General features: G+C 64.2%; 17 protein-coding genes. 14 read left to right on the forward strand and 3 right to left on the reverse strand.

Annotation, left to right across the window (positions count from 1 at the left end):
• The first annotated feature begins 72 nt into the window (after positions 1-72).
• The 5 genes from ACVWZ4_RS26245 to fcl all read left to right on the forward strand — a co-directional run bounded on the left by ACVWZ4_RS26245 (position 73) and on the right by fcl (position 5821).
• The gene (locus ACVWZ4_RS26245) at positions 73-1596 is read left to right on the forward strand and encodes a sugar ABC transporter ATP-binding protein (protein ID WP_456704160.1); all 1524 of its coding nucleotides are present in this window, start codon (positions 73-75) and stop codon (positions 1594-1596) included.
• The gene (locus ACVWZ4_RS26250; protein WP_092228497.1) at positions 1589-2629 is read left to right on the forward strand and encodes an ABC transporter permease subunit; all 1041 of its coding nucleotides are present in this window, start codon (positions 1589-1591) and stop codon (positions 2627-2629) included. The genes ACVWZ4_RS26245 and ACVWZ4_RS26250 overlap by 8 nt, the downstream gene beginning before the upstream one ends.
• A gap of 69 nt (positions 2630-2698) precedes the next feature.
• Entirely contained in the window at positions 2699-3646 is a 948-nt protein-coding gene (locus ACVWZ4_RS26255) for an ABC transporter substrate-binding protein (protein ID WP_092228496.1), read from the forward strand.
• A gap of 170 nt (positions 3647-3816) precedes the next feature.
• The gene (gmd, locus tag ACVWZ4_RS26260) at positions 3817-4887 is read left to right on the forward strand and encodes a GDP-mannose 4,6-dehydratase (protein ID WP_456741500.1); all 1071 of its coding nucleotides are present in this window, start codon (positions 3817-3819) and stop codon (positions 4885-4887) included.
• Positions 4868-5821 (forward strand): GDP-L-fucose synthase, encoded by a 954-nt coding sequence (fcl, locus tag ACVWZ4_RS26265; RefSeq protein ID WP_456704158.1) that lies wholly within the window; start codon positions 4868-4870, stop codon positions 5819-5821. The genes gmd and fcl overlap by 20 nt, the downstream gene beginning before the upstream one ends.
• Before the next feature lie 39 nt (positions 5822-5860).
• Here fcl and ACVWZ4_RS26270 read toward each other — a convergent pair whose 3' ends face one another.
• Entirely contained in the window at positions 5861-6724 is an 864-nt protein-coding gene (locus ACVWZ4_RS26270) for a formate/nitrite transporter family protein (protein ID WP_456704157.1), read from the reverse strand.
• Between the two features lie 166 nt (positions 6725-6890).
• On the opposite strand from ACVWZ4_RS26270, the gene ACVWZ4_RS26275 reads away from it, so the two are divergent.
• Genes ACVWZ4_RS26275 through ACVWZ4_RS26285 form a run of 3 tightly spaced genes read left to right on the forward strand, consistent with a single transcriptional unit; the run spans position 6891 to position 8911 of the window.
• Positions 6891-7343, forward strand: a complete 453-nt coding sequence (locus ACVWZ4_RS26275; RefSeq protein WP_456741501.1) for a DUF2231 domain-containing protein — start codon at positions 6891-6893, stop codon at positions 7341-7343.
• The gene (locus ACVWZ4_RS26280) at positions 7340-8677 is read left to right on the forward strand and encodes a PQQ-dependent sugar dehydrogenase (RefSeq protein ID WP_456704155.1); all 1338 of its coding nucleotides are present in this window, start codon (positions 7340-7342) and stop codon (positions 8675-8677) included. Before ACVWZ4_RS26275 ends, ACVWZ4_RS26280 begins: the two co-directional genes overlap by 4 nt.
• A 30-nt stretch (positions 8678-8707) precedes the next feature.
• Positions 8708-8911: a hypothetical protein gene (locus ACVWZ4_RS26285; protein WP_456704154.1), complete on the forward strand. Its 204-nt coding sequence runs from the start codon at positions 8708-8710 to the stop codon at positions 8909-8911.
• A 5-nt stretch (positions 8912-8916) separates the two neighbouring features.
• Here the strand turns inward: ACVWZ4_RS26285 and ACVWZ4_RS26290 are convergent, their stop codons facing one another.
• On the reverse strand, positions 8917-9852 hold the full coding sequence (locus tag ACVWZ4_RS26290; RefSeq protein WP_456741502.1) for a sugar kinase: 936 nt from the start codon (positions 9850-9852) through the stop codon (positions 8917-8919).
• Positions 9836-10882 (reverse strand): SPFH domain-containing protein, encoded by a 1047-nt coding sequence (locus ACVWZ4_RS26295; RefSeq protein ID WP_456741503.1) that lies wholly within the window; start codon positions 10880-10882, stop codon positions 9836-9838. The genes ACVWZ4_RS26290 and ACVWZ4_RS26295 overlap by 17 nt, the downstream gene beginning before the upstream one ends.
• A 99-nt stretch (positions 10883-10981) precedes the next feature.
• Between ACVWZ4_RS26295 and ACVWZ4_RS26300 the strand changes: the two genes are divergently transcribed.
• From ACVWZ4_RS26300 to ACVWZ4_RS26325, 6 genes are all read left to right on the forward strand, one after another.
• The gene (locus tag ACVWZ4_RS26300) at positions 10982-11719 is read left to right on the forward strand and encodes an NUDIX hydrolase (protein ID WP_456741504.1); all 738 of its coding nucleotides are present in this window, start codon (positions 10982-10984) and stop codon (positions 11717-11719) included.
• A 245-nt stretch (positions 11720-11964) separates the two neighbouring features.
• Complete coding sequence (locus ACVWZ4_RS26305) at positions 11965-13362, forward strand: MFS transporter (protein WP_456704150.1); 1398 nt, start codon at positions 11965-11967, stop codon at positions 13360-13362.
• A 118-nt stretch (positions 13363-13480) separates the two neighbouring features.
• Positions 13481-14308, forward strand: a complete 828-nt coding sequence (locus ACVWZ4_RS26310; protein WP_456741505.1) for a 3-keto-5-aminohexanoate cleavage protein — start codon at positions 13481-13483, stop codon at positions 14306-14308.
• A 146-nt stretch (positions 14309-14454) separates the two neighbouring features.
• Positions 14455-15660, forward strand: a complete 1206-nt coding sequence (locus tag ACVWZ4_RS26315) for an MFS transporter (RefSeq protein WP_456741506.1) — start codon at positions 14455-14457, stop codon at positions 15658-15660.
• A 176-nt stretch (positions 15661-15836) separates the two neighbouring features.
• A complete protein-coding gene (locus ACVWZ4_RS26320) occupies positions 15837-17066 on the forward strand; it encodes a CaiB/BaiF CoA transferase family protein (protein WP_456735452.1) in 1230 nt (409 codons plus the stop codon).
• 147 nt (positions 17067-17213) lie between these two features.
• Complete coding sequence (locus ACVWZ4_RS26325) at positions 17214-17429, forward strand: hypothetical protein (RefSeq protein ID WP_456704146.1); 216 nt, start codon at positions 17214-17216, stop codon at positions 17427-17429.
• Positions 17430-17517 lie beyond the last annotated feature (88 nt).

Genomic DNA, 17517 nt, shown 5'->3' on the forward strand with positions numbered 1-17517 from the left:
CGTTTTGTTTAATACGCCAACCGTGCTTGAAAAACCAAACGCGGACAGGGGAAACGTGCGCCGGGAGGCACGATGAACGATCCGATCCTCGAGATGCGGGGAGTGTCGAAATCCTTCTTCGGCATCAAGGCACTGCGCGCGGTTGACCTGACGGTCTATGCCGGCGAGATTCACGCCTTGATGGGTGAGAACGGCGCGGGCAAATCGACCCTGATGAAAATCCTGTCGGGGGCTTACCGGCCCGATCCGGGGGGTGAAATCCGGATCGAGGGCAAGCCGGCGCGGATCGAGGGGCCGCTCGGCGGGCGTGCGGCGGGCATCTCGATCATCTATCAGGAACTGTCTTTGGCTCCCAATCTGAGCGTGGCGGAGAATATTTATCTCGGTCGCGAGGTCTCGCGTTCAGGTTTGCTGGCGCGTGGCACCATGCGTGAGGGCGTTGGTCCAATTCTGCAGCGCCTGGGCGCCGACTTCCTGCCATCGACACTGGTGGCACATCTTTCCATGGGCCAGCGCCAGCTCGTCGAGATTGCGCGTGCGCTGCACACGCGCTCGAAAATCCTGATCATGGACGAGCCCACCACCGCGCTGTCGGCCGGCGAGAGCGAGCGACTGTTCGCGCTGATCCGGCAACTGCGCGCCGAAGGGCTCGCCATCATCTACATCTCGCACCGCATGGACGAGGTCTATGCGCTCGGTGACCGCGTCACCGTGCTGCGTGACGGCCGCCTGGTCGGCTCGCTCGACAAGCAGGATATCCGCGCCGATGCCATCGTCCGCATGATGGTCGGGCGCGACGTCTCCTCCTTCTACAAGAAGGATCACGATCCCGAGGCCGGGAAGGGGCACCCCGTGCTGACCGCCACCGACATGGCGGACGGGCACCGCGTCAAGGGCTGCTCGCTCACCGTGCATGCGGGCGAGGTGGTGGGCCTTGCCGGCCTGATCGGCGCCGGCCGCACCGAGCTTGCGCATCTCATCGTCGGTGCAGCACCGAAGATTTCGGGTCGTCTCGAACTTGAAGGCCAGCCGATCGACATCCGCACGCCCGGCGAGGCGCTCGCGGCCGGCATCGCCTATCTGACCGAGGACCGCAAGGCGCTGGGCCTGTTCCTCGACATGTCGTGCCTGGACAACATCAATCTCGCCGTGCTCGGTCGCGATGCCAGGCTCGGCTGGTTCCTGGATCGCGACAAGGCACGCGAGCGCGCCGACCGGGCTTTCGCAGGCCTCAGCATCCGCGCCGCCAATGTCGGTGTCCCCGCCGGTGGCCTCTCCGGCGGCAACCAGCAGAAGGTGCTGTTGTCGCGGCTGCTCGCCATTGCGCCGAAGGTGCTGATCCTCGACGAGCCGACGCGCGGCGTCGATGTCGGCGCCAAGTCCGAAATCTATTCGATCATCGACAATCTCGCGAAGGCGGGCACCGCGATCCTGGTCATTTCGTCGGATCTGCCCGAGATCATCGGTATCTGCGACCGTGTCATCGTGATGCGGTCCGGGCATATCGCGGGCGAAGTCAGACGAACAGAGACTGCGCCGTTAACTCAAGAGGATATCATGGCGCTTGCCACGGGGACGGAGCATCTCGATGCCTGACAACGGATCGACGCCGGCGAAGGCCGCCACGGCGGACGGACTTGCCGCCGCGCAAGCAACGAAGCGCCAGCGCGTCAGGCTGCTGATCCGCGCGGCCGGAATGCTGCCGGTGCTGCTGCTGCTCTGCGGCGGCTTTCATTATTTATCGGACGGCCGGTTCTTCACCGGGCAGAATCTCGGCATCGTGCTGCAGCAGGCCGCCGTGAACACCGTGCTCGCTGCGGGCATGACCTTCGTCATCCTCACCGGCGGCATCGACCTCTCGGTCGGCTCGATCCTGGCGGCGTCCGCAATGGCCGGCCTGACCATTTCCAAGCTGCCCGAGCTCGGTGCCCTGTGGCTGCCGGTCGCGGTGCTCACCGGTCTTGGCTTCGGCGTCATCAACGGCGCGCTGATCGCGCTGTTGCGCCTGCCGCCCTTCATCGTCACGCTGGGCTCGCTCACCGCCGTGCGCGGCCTGGCGCGGCTGCTCGGCGCCGACACCACCGTGTTCAATCCGTCGATCCCCTATGCCTTCATCGGCAATGGCTCGCTGACGCTCGTGCCCGGCGTGGCGTCGATCCCGTGGCTCTCGGTGATCGCGCTGCTCGTCATCCTCGTGTCATGGCTGGTGCTGCGCCGGACCGTGCTCGGCGTGCACATCTATGCGGTCGGGGGCAATGAGAGCGCGGCGCGGCTGGCCGGCATCAAGGTATGGGCCGTTCTGATCTTCGTTTATGGCGTGTCGGGCATGCTGGCCGGCCTCGGCGGCGGCATGCAGGCGGCGCGGCTCTATGCGGCCAACGGCTTGCAGCTTGGACAGAGCTACGAGCTCGACGCCATTACCGCGGTGATCCTCGGCGGCACGTCTTTCGTCGGCGGCATCGGCTCGATCTGGGGAACGCTGGTTGGTGCGCTGATCATCGCCGTTCTCTCGAACGGCCTGATCCTGACAGGCGTCTCTGATATCTGGCAATATGTGATCAAGGGACTGGTGATCATCGGCGCCGTGGCGCTGGATCGCTACCGGCTGCAAGGCTCGGCCAGAACCTAGAGATATGAGATTCGGTTGCGGCAACTGGTCTGCCGTGCCCGGGATGAAGACAGACCAGGGAGGAAGACAATGTTGAAGAAGACAATGCTCGCTGGCGCCGCGGTGGCGCTTGCACTGACCACCACGCCGTCCTTTGCCAAGGAGCTCAAATCGATCGGCGTCTCGCTGGGGTCCATGGGCAATCCGTTCTTCGTCGCCCTGTCGAAGGGCGCCGAGTTCGAGGCCAAGAAGACCAACCCCAATGTGAAGATCACCACCGTCGGCTTCGAATACGACCTCGGCAAGCAGGTCACCCAGATCGACAATTTCATCGCCGCCGGCGTCGACCTGATCCTGTTGAACCCCGGTGATCCCAAGGCGATCGGCCCCGCGATCAAGAAAGCCCAGGCGGCGGGCATCGTCGTCGTCGCGGTCGACACCGCAGCCGAAGGCGCCGATGCCACCGTGACCACCAACAACGTCCAGGCTGGCGAGATTGCCTGCCAATACATCGTCGACAAGCTGGGAGGCAAGGGCGACGTCATCATCGAGAATGGGCCGCAGGTCTCCGCCGTGATCGACCGTGTCACCGGTTGCAAAAACGTGTTCGGGAAGAACGCGGGGATCAAGGTTCTGTCCAGCGACCAGGACGGCAAGGGCTCGCGCGAAGGCGGCCTCACCGTCGCGCAGGGCTATCTGACGCGCTTCCCCAAGATCGATGCGATCTTCGCCATCAATGATCCGCAGGCGATCGGGACCGATCTCGCGGCGAAACAGCAAAACCGCAGCGGCATCATCATCACTTCCGTGGACGGTGCTCCCGATATCGAGGCTGCGCTGAAGGATCCGGCGTCGCCGCAGATCCAGGCATCCGCATCGCAGGATCCGTTCTTCATGGCGCGGCGCGCCGTGCAGATCGGCGTCGGCATTCTCAATGGGCAGAAGCCGGCCTCGACCGTCGAACTGCTGCCGTCGAAGCTCGTGACCCGAGATAACATCAAGGATTACAAGGGCTGGACCTCGGATCGCTCGCAGTAGGATCTCGCAATTATCGCTGCCAGTGGCCGCATTCGAGCAGGACGCCCCGGGAAACCCGCCCGGGGCGAGCCTGCGAGGTTGACCCCGGCGACCGATATGTCAAAGAAGGGGAGTTTTTGACGTGGCGCTGACCGCGCCTGCCGTGGTGCCTTTGGGAGCAAGTCCATATTATGAGCGAACGGGTTGCTCTGATCACCGGCGTGACCGGGCAAGACGGCGCGTATCTCGCCGAGCATCTGCTGTCGCTCGGCTATATCGTCCATGGCATCAAGCGGCGCTCCTCGTCTTTCAACACCGGGCGCGTCGACCACCTCTACCAGGACCCGCATGTCGGCAACGTACCGTTCCTGATGCATTACGGTGACATGACGGATTCGACCAATCTGATCCGTCTCGTGCAGCAGGTCCGCCCGACCGAGATCTACAATCTCGCCGCGCAAAGCCACGTCGCCGTCAGCTTCGAGAGCCCGGAATATACCGCCAATGCGGACGCCATCGGCGTGCTCCGCCTCTTGGAAGCGATCCGCATCCTCGGCATGGAGAAGGAGACGCGGTTCTACCAGGCCTCGACCTCCGAGCTCTACGGTCTCGTGCAGGAGATCCCGCAAAGGGAGACCACGCCGTTCTACCCGCGCTCGCCTTACGGCGTGGCAAAACTCTACGGCTATTGGATCACGGTGAACTACCGCGAGGCCTATGGCATGTTTGCCTCGAACGGCATCCTGTTCAACCATGAGAGCCCGATCCGCGGCGAGACCTTCGTCACGCGCAAGATCACCCGCGCGGTCGCGCGCATCGAAGTCGGATTGGAGGAGACACTCTACCTCGGCAATCTCGAGGCCAAGCGCGACTGGGGCCATGCCAGGGATTACGTCGAGGGCATGCATATGATCCTCCAGGCCGACAAGCCCGACGATTTCGTGCTCGCCACCGGTGAGATGCACTCGGTGCGCGAGATGGTCGAGCTGTCCTTTGCGCAAGTCGGCCGCCGCGTCGAATGGCGCGGCGCAGGTGTCGACGAGACCGGGGTCGATGCCATCAGCGGCAAGGTCGTGGTGAAGATCGATCCGACCTATTTCCGCCCCACCGAGGTCGACCTCCTCATTGGCGATTCCAGCAAGGCGCGGCAGGTGCTTGGCTGGAAGCCGAAGCGGACCTTCACGCAGCTGGTCGAAGAGATGATGGCGAGCGATCTGGCTGATGCCAAGCGGGATGTCGCAAATGGCAAGCGCAGCGTTTGAGCTGACCGGCAAGAGCGTCTACGTCGCCGGCCATCGCGGCATGGTCGGCAGCGCGATCGTGCGCCGGCTGGCGCGGGAGAATGTGAACGTCGTGACCGTCGACCGGCGCGAGGTCGATCTCTGCAATCAGGCCGCCGTGTTCGACTGGTTCGCGAAGGCGCGGCCGCAGGTGATCTTCCTCGCCGCGGCCAAAGTCGGCGGCATCGTTGCCAACAACACGCTGCGCGCCGAGTTCATCTACGACAACATCGCGATCGCCGCGAACGTGATTCAGGCCGCGCATCAAAATGGCGCCGAGAAGCTGATGTTCCTCGGCTCGTCCTGCATCTATCCGAAGCTCGCACCGCAGCCGTTGCGCGAGGACAGCGTGCTGACGGGCCCGTTGGAGCCGACCAACGAGCCTTATGCGATTGCGAAAATCGCCGGCATCAAGATGGCGGAGGCCTATCGCAGCCAGTATGGCAGCGACTTCATCAGCGTGATGCCGACCAATCTCTATGGTCCCGGGGACAATTATCATCCTGAATTGAGCCACGTCGTGGCTGCACTGATCCGCCGCTTTCACGAAGCGAAGCTGTCGGGCGCGAAGAGCGTCGCGGTCTGGGGCACCGGCACGCCGCGGCGCGAGTTCCTCTATGTCGACGACATGGCGGATGCCTGCGTGCACCTGATGAAGACCTATTCCGGCGCGGAGTTGATCAACGTCGGCACCGGAGAGGACATCGCCATCGCCGAGTTCGCCCGCGTCGTCGCCGGGATCGTCGGCTATCGCGGCGATATCTCCTTCGATACTTCGCGCCCTGACGGCACACCGCGCAAGCTGCTTGATATCAGCCGCCTCGATAAGCTCGGCTGGCGCGCGACGACGTCGCTTCAGGATGGCCTGAAGCGCGCCTATGAAGCTTATCTTGCGGTCGGGCCGCTCCCTGCCTGATGAGCTTCGCGCCCTTCGGGAAGCGGCTATCCGCCCGATCTATTCTCGGTGATCGTCGATTTCGGCCGCGACCTGCCCGTAATTCAGCAGGGCGACCAGCGTCGTTCCGCCCAGGATGTTGCCCAGCAAGGTCGGCAGGAAGAAATCCGAGGCATATTGCGCCAGCGACGCACGACCGCTTTGCACCAGGAAGGCGCACTCGACCGAGCCCGCGACGATGTGCGCGAACTCGCCGAGCGCGACCACATAGGTCATCACGACAATGATGTGCGCGCCCGATCCCTTGGTGGCTGGAAGCAGCCAGGCCATCAAGGCGATCAGCCAGCCGGCAAAGATCCCGCGGACCAGCGTCGTCGCGAACGTCCCCTCGATGGTGTGGCGGCTGAGATCGACGAAAGCGTCCAAGATCCGCGGTTCGAAGATGCTGGTATGCGCGAGCACGGATCCGACCGCCCAGGTTCCGACGATGTTGGAAACGAGAACCAGGGCCCACAGCTTGAGCACGCTTGCCAGGGTGCCGAGATCCCGGTTGTGCAGCAGCGGCAGGATCGGCGTCAGCGTGTTCTCGGTGAAGAGTTGCTGCCGCCCCAGCACCACGATCAGGAAGCCGACGGTGTAGCCGAGCGGGGCGATCAGCCGGCGGCCGGCGTCGTCGGAGATCAGCGCGTGAAACTCACCCTGGACGATCAGGGACAATCCCATCGAAAGGCCGGCGGCGAGTCCGGACAGCAGGATGGCCCACCATCGCCGCTCCAGTTCCTGCTCGCCCTCGGCGCGGATCGTCTCGTGGATCAGTGCGGCGTTCGGCCGGCTCTGGGATTCGATCTGCTCGGTTTGGCGCCGCGAGACGCCGTCGAGCTTGGAGGCTGGGCTGAACGACGGGCCCTCGTCTCGCTGGTCCATGTGGCGGTCTCCGGATGCTGATCGAACTCAAGGCTGCCAATAGCGGTGAGTTCCTCGCGGTCGCTCCGGTCGTCGTGTCAAGATCGCGCGCAAACGAGCCCAGGAACCATCACCGCGAGCACGAGTTGGCCGTTCGGGCGGGGCGACATGCCACACGAGGTCCTCGGTGCAAGATATCGTGCGCGCGCGCTCGACGGCGCAAATCGCAGGCCATCCGATTCATCCGATGCTGGTGCCGATCCCCATCGCGTGCTTCGTTGGCGCGCTGCTGACTGACATCACCTATCTCGTCTCAGCTGAAATGATGTGGGCGGATTTCTCCGCCTGGCTTCTGCTCGTCGGCGTCATCTTCGGCGTGCTGGCGGCGATTGCCGGCCTGACCGATTTCCTCGGCAACCGCCTGGTGCGCGCGCAGGCGCAGGCCTGGCCGCATCTGATCGGCAACGTCGTCGCCATGATCCTTGCCGTCATCAATCTGCTGATACACACGCGTGATGCCTGGACCTCGGTGTGGCCGTGGGGGCTCGTTCTTTCGGTGCTCACCGTGCTGATCCTGCCTGTGACCGGCTGGCTCGGATGGGCCATGGTGTATCGCCACGGCGTGGGAGTTGCGCGATGATGTCTTTCCCCACACGCGCGCTGCTGTGCGCCTCGCTCCTCGCTCTTCTCGCCGGCTGCAAGGACGGCAGCGGCGACCCCAAGGCGCAGATCGGCGCCAATCCTGTCCTCCCTGACATCCAGCAATATCTGCTGCCGCCGATGCACATTGCCCGCATCGTCGGCTGGAAGAAGGACGAGACGCCTGATGTCGCGCAAGGCTTGCAGGCCAAGGCATTCGCGACCGGCTTGCAGCACCCGCGCTCGCTCTACGTGCTGCCCAATGGCGACGTGCTGGTAGTGGAATCCAAGGCGCCGAAGGCTGCCGCGATCAAGCGGCCCAAGGAGATCGTGATGGGTTACGTCGAGTCCTGGGCGACCTCCGGGGGCGATACCGGACCCAGCAATCGCATCACGCTGTTGCGCGATACCAATGGCGACGGCGTGCCGGATACGCAGAGCGTCTTCCTCGACCATCTCAATTCTCCGTTCGGCGTCGCGCTCGTCGGCAACGATCTCTACGTCGCCAATACCGACGCGATCATGAAATATCCTTACGCCGAAGGCGACACCAAGATCACCAAGCCGGGCACGGTGCTGACGCCGCTGCCCGGCGGTCCGATCGACCACCACTGGACCAAAAGTCTCGTCGCGAGCCCTGACGGTTCAAAGCTCTATGTCGGCGTCGGATCCAACAGCAACATCACCGAGAACGGCATGGAGGCCGAGCACAATCGCGCCGACATCCTCGAGGTCGATCGCGCCAGCGGCCGCTGGCGGATTTTTGCCAGCGGCTTGCGCAATCCGAACGGTCTCAGCTTCGAGCCGCAGACCGGCGCGTTGTGGGCGGTGGTGAACGAGCGCGACGAACTCGGGCCCGATCTCGTGCCTGACTACATGACGTCGGTGAAGGAGGGGGCCTTCTACGGCTGGCCCTACAGCTATTACGGCCAGCACATCGATCCCCGCGTCAAGCCGCAACGGCCGGACCTCGTGGAAAAAGCCATCGTGCCCGACTATGCGTTGAGCTCGCATGTCGCGCCGCTCGGACTTGCTTTCTCCAGCGGCAGCAAGCTGCCGGACGCCTATCGCAGCGGCGCCTTCGTCGGGGAGCACGGCAGCTGGAACCGGCAGGTGCTGAATGGCTACAAGGTCGTCTACGTGCCGTTCACAGACGGCAAGCCGAGCGGGCCGGCGCAGGACGTCGTCACCGGTTTCCTCAACACCGACAATCAGGCGCGCGGCCGGCCCGTCGGCGTTGCGATCGATAAATCAGGCGCGCTGCTCGTCGCCGACGACAGCGGCAATACGGTGTGGCGGGTGACGGCGGCGCATCCGCAAGTGACGCAGCGATAGGCAAGCCGCGGCAGCGATAGGAGAGGGATAATGGGTCTTGCCCAATACGCGATCGTACCGGTCCAGGACGAATGGGGCGTGCTGCACGACGGCACCGTTAGGAGCAGATACGCCACGAAGGAAGCCGCGTTCGAGTCGGCGGTCGCCGCAGCGTCCCTGGCGCTCCGTGAGGGCCACGAAGTCCATGTCAGCGTGCCCGGTCGCGAAGCAGGCGAGAACGCGCTGGGAATCTAGCCCGGTCAAACGATCAGCCGGCCGCGCCGCCTGGCAATTCCGATCGTGACCTCGGCGCCGGCGTTCAAATCGAGGCGGTCGGCTTCGACGCCGTCGCTGAAGATGACGCCATTCTCCGCCATCAGCGAGCGGATGCGCAGCTGCTCCTCGGACGCGAGGCGGCCGCAGACGAGATTGGTCTGGGAGTTGCGGCTCGGAAAGGGCTCGCGCACGGCGAAGCGCAGTTCGGGCGCGTCCCAAGGCAAGGCATCGTAGCCGCCCAGCGGCGGCGGCCGGCCAAAACTGCCGGCGATCGCAAGCGAGCCGGTGACGATGCTCTTGAACCATGCGGTCGATCCGAGCCCGGTCGAGACGATCAGCCCGCTCGAGGATTGCCGCTCCGTCGTCCCGCCGGCGGTAATCTCGTAGGTCGCCGAGACATGCGTGCGGGGGCCGATGAAGAGGTCGTTCACGGCGTGCAGCACCTGGCCGTCGCTGAGCCGCGCTTCCGCCATCGTCACGGCCTGGCTGCTGCGCTTGTCAGCGGCGACCTCCGGCAGCAGCTTTGCGAGGTCGCGCGGTGCGAAAGGAAGCAGGATGCCGTCGTAGCGCGCGGGGTCCGGATTGAGGCCGACAAGCGGATGGTCGTCGAGATATTTCATCGTGTTGGCGACCACGCCATCCTGGCCCAGCGCGACGACGATGTCATCGGGCGCGAAGATGAAGCTGGCCAGGAAGCCGCGCTCGATCACCTGATACCGCCCCCATTGCTCCAGCGCCTGCAGCGTCGCATGCTTCTGCGCCTGATAGACCTCGTGCTCGTGCTCATAGTCGGAGAAGTCGGCGCCGAGATGCTCGACATGGAAGCGGGCCTGGGCCGCCGTCAGGTAACGCGCGACCAGGTCTTCCAGCCTGGTCTTGCGCGTCACCAGCACGATCTTGCGATCATTGGCGGCGGGCATTGGCGGCCTCCGTCGGCTTCGGCTTCTCCAGCAGCTGGCTGAGCAGATCGGGCGAGACGTTGAGCTGGCCGATCTTCTCGGCCTTTTCGGCGATGCCGGAGAATGCCTGCGCGATCAGCTGGCCCGGCTGCATGCCCGCGGCTGCGAGCGCCTGGATCACGCGGGTGTCGACGCCCTCGAAGATTTTCATCAGCGCGCCGACCCGATAGGCCTCGGCATCGGCCAGCGTGCGGGTGTTCTCGGCGTTGAGGCCGACGAAGTCCTTGCGCTTGCCTTCCAGCACAATGTCCGCGGCCATGCCGGCCTGACGCAGCTCGTTGCGCTTGGCGGCGACGCTCGCCTCGGCATCCATCTGAGTTTCGCGGATCGAGCGCTTCTTCTGCTCGACGGCGATCTCGGTGTCGAGCTCGCTCTCGCGAATGGCGCGCTCCTGCTCGACGGCGAAATTGCGCCGCGCGAAGATCGCCTCGTCCGCATTCTTCAAAATCGCTTCGCGCGCCTGTGCTTCCAGCGCCTTGGCGGTATCGGGCGTCGGCTTGACGGCGCGGATCGACACGCCGAGGATTTCGATGCCGAGGGCTTCGATGTCGGCGCGCGCCCGCAAGCCACCTGCGACGATGTCGGCGATGCGGTCGGAGGCCTGCAGCGCATCCTTCAGCGTCAGCTCCTTGATCGCCTGCTGCGCGAGCACCTCGACCGTGCCGAGAATGCGCTCCGGCAGCTTCTCGGGATCGTCGGTCTCGTAAGTCTTGCCGTCGGACTTCAGGGTGAAATTGAGCATCGAGGCCGCCTTCTTCGGCTCGCGGACGCGATAGGTGACGTGGCCTTGGACGGTGAGCGTCTGAAAGTCGCGCGCGATCTGCTGCAAGATGAAGGAGGCGTCGCGGCTGCCGACCGGCACAGCGACGAGCGTGGTCACCGGCGCGTAGTAGAGCGCCGAGAGCCCGGTACCCTCGGCCACGACCGCGCCGGCGCGGTACTTCATCAAATAGGTGGTGGGCTGGGCCTTGATGAATCGGATGCCGAACATGGCTGTCTCCAGGAACCAGATAAGTTGGTCTGAGCAACTAACTAAGTTGGACTGTACAACTAAGTATGCTACTGTCAAGGCCGAACAGGGAGGTTACCAATGCGGGGCAAGGATCGGACCCAGGGGTCTGGACAAGGGCTTGGAAAGCCGGGACATCTGGACTTCCCGAGGCCGCTGACCACGGTCGACGTCGTGATTTTTGCGATTCTCGACGACAGGCTGCAGGTGTTGCTGGTGCAGCGCCCGGCCGGAGAGGATGAACCGTTTCCGCTGAGCCTGGCGCTGCCGGGCGGCTTCGTCGATGTCGCGAAGGACCGCGATCTTGCGGAATGTGCGGCGCGCAAGCTGAAGGAGAAGAGCGGCGTCAGCAGCCCTTACCTTGAGCAGCTCGGCAGCTGGGGAAGTGCGACGCGCGATCCGCGCGGCTGGTCGGCGACGCACGCTTATTTCGCGCTGATCCCGGCATACGCGAGCGTGCTCACGTCGGATGCGCGATGGTGTCCGATCGGCGGCGGGTTCAAGGAGAAGCTCGCTTTCGACCATGGCGACATCCTGGCCAGCGCAATCCAGCGGCTGCGCAACAAGGTGGAGTATACCTCGCTGCCCGCTTACCTTATGCCGGCGGAATTCACGCTGCCGGATTTGCAGCGTGTCTACGAGATCGTACTCGATCGTCCGCTGGAGAAGAGCGCCTTCCGGACCCGGATCCTGTCGGCCGACATGATCGAGCCGGCGGCCAACATGCGGCGTGGCCCGAACCGCCCGGCGCAGCTCTATCGTCTCAGGAAGGGCCGGGATCCCGTGTATTTCGTCCGGACGTTCAATCCGCCGGAATGAATTCCGCGGCGTCGGTCAGCAGCATGCGCGGTGGAGCTTGCCCCATAACATCATGTTAGGTTTATCGCATAACTGGGTAATTGTGTTAGGCCGGCGAATGCCTATTGTAGTACTCACTCAAGACACCGACCGGCAATGCCAGCGTTCGCGGACACCGCAGGAGCGCCCGGGGATTGCTGCCCAATTGTCCAACGAAGCCCGCTGACGGGACGACAACAAACGAACAGATCGGGAGGAACTTTGCTATGGCTACGACGCGCGCGATCCAACACATGAGCCAGTCCGGGAAGGCTGCTGCAAGCGGCTGGATCGGGTCGGCTCTCGAATATTATGACTTCTTCATCTACGCGACTGCGGCATCGCTGGTCTTCCCGCAGATCTTCTTCCCGTCCGACAATCCAACGGTTGCGATCGTCGCATCGCTTGCGACCTATGGCGTCGGCTATGTTGCGCGGCCGATCGGGGCCTTCGTGCTCGGTCATTGGGGCGACACCCACGGCCGCAAGACGGTTCTGCTCGTCTGCATGTTCTTGATGGGCATCTCGACCATGGCGGTCGGCATCCTGCCAACCTATCAGCAGGTCGGCATCCTGGCGCCGATTCTGCTGGTCCTTCTGCGCCTGGTGCAGGGCTTTGCCGTGGCCGGCGAAATCTCCGGCGCAAGCTCGATGATCCTGGAGCACGCACCGTTCGGTCGGCGCGGCTTCTACGCAAGCTTCGCCCTTCAGGGCGTGCAGGCCGGACAGATTCTGGCAGCTGCGGTCTTCCTGCCGCTGGCGGCCTATATGCCGACGGAGGCCTTCAACAGCTGGGGGTGGCGGATTCCGTTCCTGCTCAGCTTCTTCGTCATCGTCGCAGGCTACATCATTCGCCGCGAAGTCGACGAAACCCCCGCTTTTGACCGCGAGGGCGAACGGGGAGAAAAGCCGCAGGCGCCGATTGTCCAGGCAATCAAGCTGAGCTGGCCCGACATGCTCCGCGTCATCTGCATGGCGCTGATGAACGTCATTCCTGTCGTTGCGACCATCTTTGGCGCGGCCTACGCGGTCCAGCCGGCCTACGGCGTCGGCTTTGCCAAGGACGTCTATCTGTGGATCCCCGTGCTCGGCAACATGGTCGCCGTGTTCGTCATTCCCTTCGTCGGCAATCTCTCCGACAAGGTCGGTCGCAAGCCTCCGATCATCGTGGGTGCGCTGCTTTCGGGCGTGCTCGCCTTCTTCTATCTCTACGCCATCAGCATCAAGAACGTGCCTCTCGCGATCGTGATCTCGCTGTTGATGTGGGGCGTCGTCTATCAGGGCTACAACGCGATCTTTCCGAGCTTCTATCCGGAGCTGTTTCCGACGCGCACCCGCGTGTCGGCGATGGCGATCTCGCAGAACATCGGAACGACCATTACTGCGTTGCTTCCGGCGCTGTTTGCGAGCGTGGCCCCTCCCGGCTCGGCCAACATTCCCTTGACGGTGGGGGCGATCGCTTTCGGCATCACCGTCATCGCGGCGCTGGCGGCCCTCACGGCCCGGGAGACCTATCGCATTAGCATCGACGATCTCGGTAATCCCAAAGCCGTCCCGATGGCGCGGGCCGACTACGATCGTCGGCGCGAAGACACGCAGGACAGTGCTGCCGCCGTTCGGACCTGACGGTTGAAGTCAACGCCGCTGCGACGGATGATGTTCGCAGCGGCGAGGCTTCGTGGTATGGACTCACCGTCGATTGAAGCTTTGTGCGCGCGAGCGCGATGATGATGAGGTTAGCAGGATGAATCCCGCTGTTGTTGCGGTCGCAATCACCGGCTCCGTTCCGCGCAAGAAGGACAATCCCGCGGTGCCGATCTTGCCGGCAGAGCAGATCGAGTCGACGCACCAGGCCTTCGAGGCCGGTGCCACGCTTGCGCACATCCACGTTCGCAACGACGACGAAACGCCGTCCTCAGACCCCGAGCGCTTTGCCCTGGTGCAGGAGGACGTCAGGAAGCATTGTCCCGGGATGATCGTGCAGTTCTCGACCGGAGGGCGCGGCCGCGATCCTTCGGCGCGCGGATCCTCGCTCTATCTCAAGCCCGACATGGCCTCGCTCTCCACGGGCTCGGTGAACTTCCCGACCATCGTCTATGAGAACAGCGCCGCCCTGGTCGAGACTCTCGCCACCGGCATGAAGGCGAATGGCGTCCGTCCTGAGATCGAGATCTTCGATCTGTCGCATCTTCACGGCGCCCGTCGGCTGATCGAAGCGGGGTTGATGGACGCGCGCCCGCACGTACAATTCGTCATGGGCGTCAAGAACGCGATGCCGGCCGACGAGCATGTGCTCGACATCCTGCTGGGAGAGCTGAGACGCCTGATCCCGCAAGCGACCTGGACGGCGGCCGGGATCGGACGCCATCAGGCCGAGGTGATGGACTGGGCCCTGGCGCGCGGCGCCGACGCGGTTCGCACCGGGCTCGAGGACAACATCAGGGTCGACAAGACGCGCCTGGCCCGCAGCAATGCGGAACTCGTGAGCATCGCCTGTGAAGCTGTCAGGCGCCACGGCCGGCGCGTCGCGACTGCGGCCGAAGCGCGATCCCTGCTCGGGATCGCGGGGTAGGGACGATCATCCCGGGCCTGACGTCTGCCTGACATGCTCCCGGCTGCCTTCTGCCATTCGGCGGCCGGCGTTCCCGTGAGCGGACTCTCCGGGTAAGACAGGGCTCACAGGCGTAATCGACGCCTGCCGGGCAGGCGACGACTGGAATGCGGTTCTTGAAATCCGACAGCAGGCTGATCGGGGTCCTGCTGGTGCTTGCAATCACCCAGCTCATCGGATGGGGAACGATCGGCCTTCCGGCCGTGATCGGTCGCGATCTCGGAGCCGATCTCGGCATGAGCCTGTCGGCCGTGTTTGCGGGCAGCTCGGTCCTTTATGTCACGATGGGTCTGTGCGCCCCCTGGCTCGCCAAGGCTTTTGCGCAGCACGGTGCACGCGAGGTGATGATGGTGGGCACCGTCGTCTCCGTGCCGGGCTACGTCGTTCTGTCTTTCGCGCGTGAGCCGCTGCTCTATTTCGCCGGCTGGGTCATTCTCGGTATGGGCGGCAGCGCCACGCTGTCGACCGGCGCCTACATCATGCTGAACGAGGTCGCCGGACGCGGCGCCAAGAATGCCATCGGCGGCCTGATGTTGGTGACGGGTCTCTCCAGCAGCATCTTCTGGCCGACCACGTCGTTTCTCAGCGATTGGCTCGGCTGGCGCGGCACTTGTCTGGTCTATGCCGCGATGATGCTCGCCATCAACCTTCCGCTTTATGCGTTTGTCGCGCCGCGCCGGAAAATTGTGACTGACGATCGTGGCGACGCCGCCGAGGCTGCGCCGCCGCCTGTGATTCCGAAAAGTACCTTCGGTCTCGTTGTCGGCGTGATCACGATGAACGCCTTCGTCAATTTCGGCATCGGTGCCATTTTGCTCGAGTTGCTGAGGGCGGAGGGCCTTGCGCCGGCGCAGGCGCTCGCATTCGGATCGATGCTGGGCGTGATCCAGGTCAGCGCGCGCGGCCTCGACTTCCTCGGCGGCGGGCGATGGGACGGCATCACCACTGGCCTGGTCGCTGGCACCGCGCTTCCCGTTGCGATGGTGATCTTGATGCTGAGCGAGGGCGCGACCTGGGCGGTTGCGACCTTCATCTTGCTCTATGGCGCCGGCAGCGGCGCGATGGCCGTGGCGCGGGCGACGATTCCGCTCGTCTTCTACGACCAGGCCGAATTCGCCAAGGCGATGTCGATGATCGCATTGCCGCTCAATCTGGCCTCCGCAATCTCGCCCCCGCTTCTGGCAGGCTTGCTTACTCAGTTCGGCAGCCGCGGCGCGCTTGGCCTGACGCTGGTCATATCCTGCGCGACGGTGCTGATCCTGGTTTTGCTTGGACGGAGGCGTCCGCAATTGGCTGTGGCCGCCGCGACGTGAGGTCATCTGGTAATATTCGCAACGCGGAATTGGCATCGTGGGCGACCTCCGCTGCGAGGCGGGGGATGGCCGTATGTCCGGCACGCAGGGCTCGGCGCCGCAAAATGGTGTATCCGCAGGGAGCGCGGCCCGCGATCTCGCCGCCGTGCCAATATCCAGTTCCCCGGAGGAAAGACATGTCGGCCCTGCCGCTCTCAGGCATCAAGATCCTTGATCTCACGCGTGTGCTCGCCGGGCCCTTGTCGGCCCAGATGCTGGGCGATCTCGGCGCGGACGTGATCAAGATCGAGCGGCCCGGCACCGGCGACGATGCGCGCGCCTTCGGCCCGCCATACCTGACCGACCCCGAGGGCAAGGCAAACAACAACAATTCGTTCTATCTCTGCGCCAACCGCAACAAGAAGTCGGTCACCGTCAACATCGCCAAGCCAGAGGGGCAGGCGATCATCCGCGAACTGGCCAAGGACGCCGACGTCTTCATGGAGAACTACAAGGTCGGCGATCTCAAGCGCTACGGCCTCGACTACGAGACGATCAAGGCGATCAATCCCAAGATCATCTATTGCTCGGTGACGGGCTTCGGCCAGACCGGCCCCTACGCGCCGCGTGCCGGCTACGACGCGATCCTCCAGGCGATGGGCGGCCTGATGAGCGTCACGGGTCATATCGACGGCGAACCCGGCGAAGGGCCGATGAAGGTCGGCCCGTCGATCGTCGACTACATGACCGGCATGAACACCTCGATCGGGCTGCTCGCGGCGTTGTACCATCGCGACGTCAATGGCGGGCAGGGACAGCACATCGACGTGTGCCTGTTCGACACCGTCATTGCCTCGCTGTCGCACTGGCTGCAGATATTCCTCGTCAACGGTAAGACGCCGCCCCGTCGCGGCACCTGGGGCAATGGCGGCATGCCCGCGGGCGTGTTCCGCTGCACCGACGGCGAGCTGATGCTGGTGGTCGGCAATGACGGCCAGTTCCAGCGCACCTGCGCCGTGCTCGGCCGGCCGGAGCTTGCCAACGACAAGCGCTTCATCAAGAACAACGACCGCGTCGTGCACGGCAAGGAGATCATGGCGATCTTCGCCGGCCTGTTCCTGACCAAGCCGGTGGCCTACTGGCTGGACAAGCTCGAGGAGGCCGGCGTCCCGTCCGGCCCGATCAACAATTTCGAGCAGGTGTTCGCCGATCCGCACGTGCAGTCGCGCGGCATGCGGGTGAAGGTCGACCATCCCTTCGCGCCCGACCTGTCGCTGATCCGCAACGCGCTGACGTTCTCGGAGACCCCGATCAGGACCTACCGCGCGCCGCCGCTGCTCGGCGAGCACACCCAGGAAGTTCTTGGCGGTCAGCTCGGCTATGACGCGGGGAAGATCGAGGAGTTGAAGAAGCAGGGGATCATCTAGCGAGAGCGGCGGCAGTGTGACGCTTATGCGGCCTTACCTGGGCTTGCGCGCAATCCCCAGATAACTCCGGTCCGTACTCACACAGGCTTTCGCTTTGCTCGCGACTCTGATTCGATCCCTCGAGGTGGGTACGGGAGGGAGTGCATCATGTCCTACACCATCGGGTTCCAAGCGAAAGACCAGAAGGCCATTCTGGCGACCGAGGCGGCGACGGCCAATCAGGCTGTGGCGATCATTGCCGCGCTGCGGCAAAGTGCCGAAGAGATCAAGTTCATCCGCTCGCCGCAGGAAGGCGACATGGGCATCGAGATGCTGCTGCTGCTCGCCAAGGAAGAGGCCGAGGAGATGCCGCAGCGCAGCTAGCTCTCCTCACGGCGATCACACTTCGATCAGAAGCGAAGCATGTCGGCTGCATGATGATGTAGTCAGGCGACAGTCTCGCTCGTACCGA

The sequence above is a fragment of the Bradyrhizobium sp. USDA 4472 genome (assembly GCF_054058595.1).

Excerpts from the sequence above, each read along its gene's own strand:
- ACVWZ4_RS26255 (WP_092228496.1), top strand. The coding sequence starts at position 2,699 with ATGTTGAAGAAGACAATGCTCGCTGGCGCCGCGGTGGCGCTTGCACTG.
- ACVWZ4_RS26245 (WP_456704160.1), top strand. The coding sequence starts at position 73 with ATGAACGATCCGATCCTCGAGATGCGGGGAGTGTCGAAATCCTTCTTC.
- ACVWZ4_RS26285 (WP_456704154.1), top strand. The coding sequence starts at position 8,708 with ATGGGTCTTGCCCAATACGCGATCGTACCGGTCCAGGACGAATGGGGC.
- ACVWZ4_RS26320 (WP_456735452.1), top strand. The coding sequence starts at position 15,837 with ATGTCGGCCCTGCCGCTCTCAGGCATCAAGATCCTTGATCTCACGCGT.
- ACVWZ4_RS26305 (WP_456704150.1), top strand. The coding sequence starts at position 11,965 with ATGGCTACGACGCGCGCGATCCAACACATGAGCCAGTCCGGGAAGGCT.
- ACVWZ4_RS26325 (WP_456704146.1), top strand. The coding sequence starts at position 17,214 with ATGTCCTACACCATCGGGTTCCAAGCGAAAGACCAGAAGGCCATTCTG.
- ACVWZ4_RS26310 (WP_456741505.1), top strand. The coding sequence starts at position 13,481 with ATGAATCCCGCTGTTGTTGCGGTCGCAATCACCGGCTCCGTTCCGCGC.
- ACVWZ4_RS26295 (WP_456741503.1), bottom strand. The coding sequence starts at position 10,882 with ATGTTCGGCATCCGATTCATCAAGGCCCAGCCCACCACCTATTTGATG.
- ACVWZ4_RS26290 (WP_456741502.1), bottom strand. The coding sequence starts at position 9,852 with ATGCCCGCCGCCAATGATCGCAAGATCGTGCTGGTGACGCGCAAGACC.
- ACVWZ4_RS26250 (WP_092228497.1), top strand. The coding sequence starts at position 1,589 with ATGCCTGACAACGGATCGACGCCGGCGAAGGCCGCCACGGCGGACGGA.
- ACVWZ4_RS26280 (WP_456704155.1), top strand. The coding sequence starts at position 7,340 with ATGATGTCTTTCCCCACACGCGCGCTGCTGTGCGCCTCGCTCCTCGCT.
- ACVWZ4_RS26300 (WP_456741504.1), top strand. The coding sequence starts at position 10,982 with ATGCGGGGCAAGGATCGGACCCAGGGGTCTGGACAAGGGCTTGGAAAG.
- fcl (WP_456704158.1), top strand. The coding sequence starts at position 4,868 with ATGGCAAGCGCAGCGTTTGAGCTGACCGGCAAGAGCGTCTACGTCGCC.
- gmd (WP_456741500.1), top strand. The coding sequence starts at position 3,817 with ATGAGCGAACGGGTTGCTCTGATCACCGGCGTGACCGGGCAAGACGGC.
- ACVWZ4_RS26315 (WP_456741506.1), top strand. The coding sequence starts at position 14,455 with ATGCGGTTCTTGAAATCCGACAGCAGGCTGATCGGGGTCCTGCTGGTG.
- ACVWZ4_RS26270 (WP_456704157.1), bottom strand. The coding sequence starts at position 6,724 with ATGGACCAGCGAGACGAGGGCCCGTCGTTCAGCCCAGCCTCCAAGCTC.